This is a genomic window from Streptomyces sp. NPDC054932, from assembly GCF_053610205.1.
Genome location: NZ_JBSGXU010000303.1, coordinates 1 through 6269, shown reverse-complemented (window position 1 = coordinate 6269; position 6269 = coordinate 1). Strand labels below are relative to the sequence as shown.

At 66.9% G+C, this 6269-nt stretch carries 5 protein-coding genes and 2 pseudogenes; 5 read left to right on the top strand and 2 right to left on the bottom strand.

The genetic code is table 11. From position 1 onward, the window contains the following. Positions 1 to 864: 864 nt before the first annotated feature. On the bottom strand, positions 865 to 1386 hold the full coding sequence (locus ACWGE1_RS39385) for a putative immunity protein (RefSeq protein ID WP_453425279.1): 522 nt from the start codon (positions 1384 to 1386) through the stop codon (positions 865 to 867). A gap of 363 nt (positions 1387 to 1749) precedes the next feature. Between ACWGE1_RS39385 and ACWGE1_RS39380 the strand changes: the two are divergent. From ACWGE1_RS39380 to ACWGE1_RS39370, 3 genes and pseudogenes are all read left to right on the top strand, one after another. Continuing rightward, positions 1750 to 2573 (top strand): annotated as a pseudogene (locus tag ACWGE1_RS39380) (IS5 family transposase). Positions 2574 to 2584: 11 nt separating this feature from the next. Continuing rightward, complete coding sequence (locus ACWGE1_RS39375) at positions 2585 to 3136, top strand: hypothetical protein (RefSeq protein ID WP_327260190.1); 552 nt, start codon at positions 2585 to 2587, stop codon at positions 3134 to 3136. A gap of 38 nt (positions 3137 to 3174) precedes the next feature. Then, a pseudogene (locus ACWGE1_RS39370) lies at positions 3175 to 3497 on the top strand (transposase); the annotation flags it as partial. A gap of 127 nt (positions 3498 to 3624) precedes the next feature. Here ACWGE1_RS39370 and ACWGE1_RS39365 read toward each other — a convergent pair. Continuing rightward, a complete protein-coding gene (locus ACWGE1_RS39365) occupies positions 3625 to 3978 on the bottom strand; it encodes a hypothetical protein (protein WP_453425278.1) in 354 nt (117 codons plus the stop codon). 275 nt (positions 3979 to 4253) lie between these two features. Between ACWGE1_RS39365 and ACWGE1_RS39360 the strand changes: the two genes are divergently transcribed. Both ACWGE1_RS39360 and ACWGE1_RS39355 read left to right on the top strand, forming a co-directional pair. Next, positions 4254 to 4691, top strand: coding sequence for a DUF4259 domain-containing protein (locus ACWGE1_RS39360; RefSeq protein ID WP_453425277.1), 438 nt, complete (start codon positions 4254 to 4256; stop codon positions 4689 to 4691). A 561-nt stretch (positions 4692 to 5252) separates the two neighbouring features. Beyond that, entirely contained in the window at positions 5253 to 5471 is a 219-nt protein-coding gene (locus ACWGE1_RS39355; protein ID WP_453425276.1) for a hypothetical protein, read from the top strand. The last annotated feature ends 798 nt before the right edge of the window (positions 5472 to 6269 follow it).

Here is a 6269-nt window from a genome sequence, read left to right as displayed (position 1 = left end):
GACCCTGTGGGAGAGTAGGACGCCGCCGAACAATCATTGTGGGAAAGCCCCGCACCAGCCCTTCACGGGCTCGGTGCGGGGCTTTTCTGCGTTTACGCCAGCGCGCGTGAAGTGGTGACCGTAGACGTCGCCGGCGACCGTTCCCGCCGCCGCTCTCCTGGTTGCCGCCCTGTGTGCCGACGGCGCCCCCGACCGGGCCTCCCGGACTGTCCCTACGGCAGGACTTCGACACGGCCACCGTGGAGAAGCTGGACGCGGCACTCACGAAGGTCATGAAAGAAGCCGGCATCCCCGGCCTCAACGTCGCTGTGTGGATACCCGGCCGCGGTGTGTCCGCGAAGTCCTTCGCTATCGCGGACACGAAGACCGGCGTACCGATGACGTCATGCCCGACCCGCACGCCCACGGGTACTCCAACTTCACGCCCGACGGCTCGGTCACCGACGCCACCCACTGGAATCCGTCCTGGGGCCGGGCCGCCGGCGCGATCATCTCCAACCTCAACGACCTGCACACCTGGGCTCTGGCCCCGGTGGACGGCCGGCTGCTGACGAAGAAGACACAGGCCGAGCGGCTCCGTACGCTCCCGACCGGAATCCCGACATCTCCTACGGCCTCGGCATCCTCAACACCAACGGCTGGCTCGGCCACAACGGGGAGATCCCCGGGTACGAGTCCACAGCCGCCCAACTCCCCGCCGAGAAGGCCTCGCTCGTCGTCCTCGTCAACTCCGACGTCGACCACAACGGCAAGAACCTGTCCTCCCTCGTCGGGAACGCAGTCACCTCGATCGTGACCCCTGACCACCTGTGGCCCGCCCCGGTGCCCACCAAGGCGGAGCAACTCCCGGTCCCGACGCAGAGATCAGCGGCGAAGCGCCGTATCGAGCTCGTAGTAGAGCGTGTCCAGCCGACTGCGGCCAGGGCTTCGGGCCGGCATCCGGCGCAGCAGCTCGCGGACCGCTGCCGGGGCGTGCTCGACCGCCCACCGGATCTCCTCGCCGCCGACGCCGGTGTCGCCGCCCGCGGCGAGTTCATGAGCGAGCGCCTCGTGCACGGCGGGTCCCAGGACGTGCTTCGACTGGTGAGGGGTGGCCAGCGGGTGGATATAAGGGGTCGCCGCCGCGTGGCACGCGGCGCGGGCGGCGGCCGTGGCCGCGGGGTCGTCGACGTCGCGGGCGGCCGAGTTGGCCGCCCAGGCGAGGGAGCGCAGTTTCGCGGTGCGTTTCCCTTCGCGGGTGAAGGCGCGGATGCCCTCGATCGCCTCGCGAGGGCGGGTGTCGGAGGGAGCCTTGGCCTCGAACAGGGGGAGGGCGCGCTCGACGCAATCGGCTGCCCAGAGTCCGAGTAGCCGGCGGTCTTCGTCGCTGATGGTTACCTCGTCCATCCGCCCATCATGCGGGTTCGGGGCGGCGCCGCGTCCATGATTTTCGGCCCCGGCCGACCTGGGCAGAGTGCGCTGTTCTCGTCCCGCGCCGACCGGTTGCTGTCTGGCGGGCCGGCGAAGGTCGCCGAGAAGCTGATGCCGGTGGCATCCGCTTGGATGGGCCGGTGACCCTCCATGGTGTGATCGCGAGGAGCCTGACCCTGAGACCGTGCATCGGGTGTCGCCCCTGTGGTCTGGCCGACGCCGACGGCGCTGGACGGCTGTTCAGCCTTCTGCTGGAGGGCCGAGCCGAGGCGTATCCGGCGTTCGCCGAGGACTACTAAGACGTCGCTTCTTATGGCGTGATCGTTCGTTGAGCCGTGCATGACGGGTCTCGTTGAGCGGCTGGTGCCGGACGAGTTGTGGATGCTGTTCCGGCGGGTGGTGCCGCCGACGGAGGTGAAGCGTCCGCAGGGTGGAGGCCGACGCCGGGCTGGTGACCGCGAGGCCTTGGCCGCGATCATCTTCGTGGCAACCTCGTGCTGCACCTGGCGGCAGCTCCCACCGGTGTTCGGCCCGAGCTGGCAGACGGTCTACCGGCGCTTCGCCCAGTGGAGCCAGGCCCGCGTCTGGGCTCGCCTCCATCGCGTCGTTCTCGACGAGCTTGGTGCAAGAGGACAGCTGGACTGGTCTCGTTGCGCGATTGACTCCGTCAGCCTGCGGGCTGCAACAGGGGGCCACTGACCGGACCGAATCCGACCGACCGCGGCAAGTCAGGATCGAAAATCCACCTGATCACCGACCGCAACGGCCTGCCGCTGTCGCTGGGCATCTCCGGCGCCAACATGCACGACAGTCAGGGCCTCGAACCGCTCGTGCGTGGCATTCCACCGATCCGATCCCGCCGAGGACCTCGTCGACGGCGCCCTGGCAAGCTCCACGCGGACAAGGGCTACGACTACGACCATCTCCGCTGCTGGCTGCACAAGCGAGGTATTCGGCACCGCATCGCCCGCAAGGGCATCGAGTCTTCACAGCGGTTGGGCCGTCACCGCTGAGTCATCGAGAGGACCGTCTCCTGGCTCGCCGGCTGCCGTCGACTCCACCGCCGCTACGAACGCAAGGCCGAGCACTTCCTCGCCTTCGCCGGGATCGCGGCGACCCTGATCTGCTGCCGCAGGCCGACCAAGGGAGGTGATACTCACTAGCATCGCCTCTCATGATCACAGTAGTCGTCACCATCGCGCTGGCGTTCGTCGGCTATGTAGCCACCTATCTCAACGGCTTGCGCCTGTCGCAGCGCCAAGAACGCCTCGCTCGCTTGAATCGGCAGCTCAGCGATTTCTACGGACCGCTGTTCGCCCTCACGGAAGCCAACAGCCGCATCTTCGGCGCGTTCATGGAGCGCAACGCTCGTCCTGACGGCAGGTCGCCCTTCGTGCATGAGATACCGCCTTCCGACGAGGAACTCGCCGAATGGCGGTTGTGGGTCAGGACCGTCTTCCTCCCGAACATTCAGGCGATGCGCGACCTCGTCATCAAGCACGCTGACCTCTTGAGCGAACCAGAGATGCCGCCGATTCTGCTTCAGCTGTGCGCCCACGTTTCCGGCTATGAGATCACAGCCGCCCGGTGGGAGCAGGGGAGCTATGACCAGCACCTGTCCGTGGTGCCCTTCCCCAGCGAGGAGATAGCCGCATACGCGCGGCACCGGTTCGCGGGCCTGAAGCAGGAGCAGGGCCGTTTGCTCGGGCGCCGGCAGGACAGCTAACCAAGAGAAACGACCTCTAAGACGTCGTTGAACCGTGCATGACTGATCTGGTTGAGCGGCTGGCGCCCGACGAATTGTGGGTGCTGTTCCGGCGAGTGGTACCGCCGACGGAGGTCACACGCTCGCAGGGTGGCGGCCGGCGTCGCGCGGGTGACCGTGAGGCCTTGGCCGCGATCACCTTCGGGCCACCTCTGGCTGCACTTGGCGGCAGCTACCGCCGGTGTTCGGTCCGTGCCGGCAGACGGACTATCGGCGCTTCGCCGAGTGGAGCCGGGCGCGGGTCTGGGCCCGGCTGCAACGTGTCGTCCTGGACGAACTCGGGGCCCGCGGCGAGCTGGACTGGTCGCGATGTGCGATCGAACAGACAGTGTCCTGGCTGGTCGGCTACCGACGCCTGCACCGCCGCTACGAACGCCGGGCTGACCACTTCCTCGCCTTCGTAGGTCTGGCAGCGCTTCTGATTGGCTACCGTCAACTGACCAAGACGGTCAGGGCCTGAGCCGATTCTGCTGAGGATCGAAGCAGACCAGCCCCATCGAGTCCGCCAGGGCCGCGGCATGGGCAGAGACCTCGTCGGCCGCGCTCCAACCCATGGGAATGTAAACGAGCGGGCCGCCCGCTCCAGCAATCAACGGCCACGCGGCCCAGGGTGCTGCGTCCCCGTCCACAGACGCATCACCCCACCGTTCTACCAGCGCGGCGAGATGGTCCACGATGCGCTCAGTCGGAGGATGATCTACCTCAGCGTCCAGGTAGCGGTCGTAGAGGTCAGTGAAGGTGCGGGCAGCCGTGCTGTCGTTCGCCGGCCGCTCTCCTTCCCACACTGCCAAGTCGTAGCTCACGCCCGGAGGCTCTCACGCTGCTACGACAAGACAACACTGACGGCCAACAAGCACCAAAGAAGACGACGTCCAAAGGCCGGCCCTCGAAACAGTCCGGCACGTCCATGGCCTCGAGCCGCTGACGCAGGAGGTCGTCTCGGCCAGAAGATCTCCCCGAGGACATCGCCGAGATCGGCCATCCGGCGTAGTCGCGGACCGTCACGACAAGGGCAGGAGCCCGAGCTCACTGTCGGTGGCCAGTGCAACGGTCCCCAGACGGCCTCACAAGGAGAGACATGGGCACCTGGGACATCGGCCCCTTCGACAACGACACCGCGGCTGACTTCGGGGGTGACCTGGACGACGCACCATGGGAAGAACGGGAATCCATGATCCGCGGCGTACTTGAACGCGCCGCCGACCCCGCGGACTGCCTGTACACCTCCGACGGCGAGCGAGCAGTGGCCGCGGCGGCCCTGGTCGTCGCACAGCATCCTGACGGCGAGCCGGCGTGTTCGATCTACGGCCCCTCAGAGCCGCTGCCGGAGCTTTCCGCTGACCTTCGGACGCTCGCCGTCGATGCTCTGGACCAGGTGGTCTCCGAGCTGTCTGAGCTCCAGGAGCTGTGGGCCGAAGTTGCGAACGGCCCGAAGTGGCGCCAGGACATCAACCGCCTTCGCGATGTCCTCGCCCCTCCGATCCCGCCACAAGAGGAACCCCTCTTCGACATCTGACCGGTCACCCGCAGCCATGGGCCGCAGAGTCACCGACCCCGCTGCGGTCGCTAGTGCTGTGACCGTATTGGTTCGCCGGGGTGGGGCAGGAGCGGCCCGAAGTGAGCCTCGATGGGGTTGGCCCAGGACGCGCGGTCGGTGGAGTGCTTCCCCGTCTTCGTGCGCTGGAAAGTGATCTGCTGCCCGATCAGCAGCCAGCGCAGGACCTCGCGGCCGATCCGTAGGCAAGGCGGCGAGTTCGCGGATCGACCAGCGCGTGAAGAGCCGGCCGAGGACGGTAGGGCGGGTGGTGGCCGTCGCCCCGACGAAGTCCTACTCGCCATCGCTGAGCAGCCGGGGACGGCCTCTCCCGCCCACCGGGGGTCCAGGCAGGTCGGCCCCGTCTCGTTGAACTGGGGGATCACATCGCGGACGGCGTCCTGGGCGGCCTGCAGAACTCTGGCGATCACGGGCTCGGTGCTTCCGCCACGCAGTGGAACTACCTGGACGGACACAGCCCGATCAATCGGACAATGTTGGGTAAAATGCGCAAAGGGCGCAGGTCGAGGAGGTGTGATGTCCATGTCGGTACCGACGGGGATCGGCGTCAGCGGTGACAGGGAATGGGTCATCCAGAACGCGAAGGGGAAGAAGTTCGTCTGCGAATCGGCCGCGGAAGCCTTCGCGGAGTTGTCCGAGTACGGCGAAGGAGCGGTCGTCCTCACCCGGCGCGTTGTACGGGGGATGTTCGTGACGAAGGTCGTCGAGGACTGGAAGCAGGTCGCACCCCCCACCAAATGACGCCGCCCTCGCATCAAACGTGGCTCTCGCCTCGGTGAGGTTTGGCGGGCACGCCACGGCCACCGGCATCGACGCCGCTGCCCAGTGCCCTGCGGTTCTCGAACTGGACTGGTCCGGGCCCGCTCCTGCCGCCGTGGCCGACCTGGACGACGTGCGGCCGCTCCGGCTCACGCACCACAGCTGGGGCGGGAAGCCCTTGCTCACCTCGGAGGCAGTCGTGAACCGATTGCCGCGGCTGGAGGGGCTCACCATCACTGATGCTGTTGGGGATGGACTCATCTGACCGCCTGCTGCCGCGCAATGTCCCGGAGGTGGAGGAGGGCCCGGAGCGGACATCCCGACGGCGTTGCGCGAGGCTGCCGACCGACCCGGATCCCGGCCATCCCTGGGCCCACCAGGCGATCAGGCGGAAGCACCGCCGACCCGGGCTGGGCCCGTTTTGACACCCCCCTGGCCCAGTTGTAGAGTCAAGCGGTTGCCTCGAACTGGTCAAGTTCGGCAGCCCCACCTCACCAGGAATGTAATTCCGTGTGGGGTGCACTCGACTCTTCAGGAAACCGAAGCCGGGGAAATCCGGTGGAGAACTTCTGATAGAGTCGGAACCGCCGGAAAGGGAAAGCGCGAAAGCGAAAACCTGGAAAGCACCGAGGAAGTCGGACACGAAAGAGTCTGATAGAGTCGGAAACGCAAGAACAGAACGAAGGCCCGGAGGAAAGCCCGAGAGGGTGAGTACAAAGGAAGCGTCCGTTCCTTGAGAACTCAACAGCGTGCCAAAAATCAACGCCAGAAGTTGATACC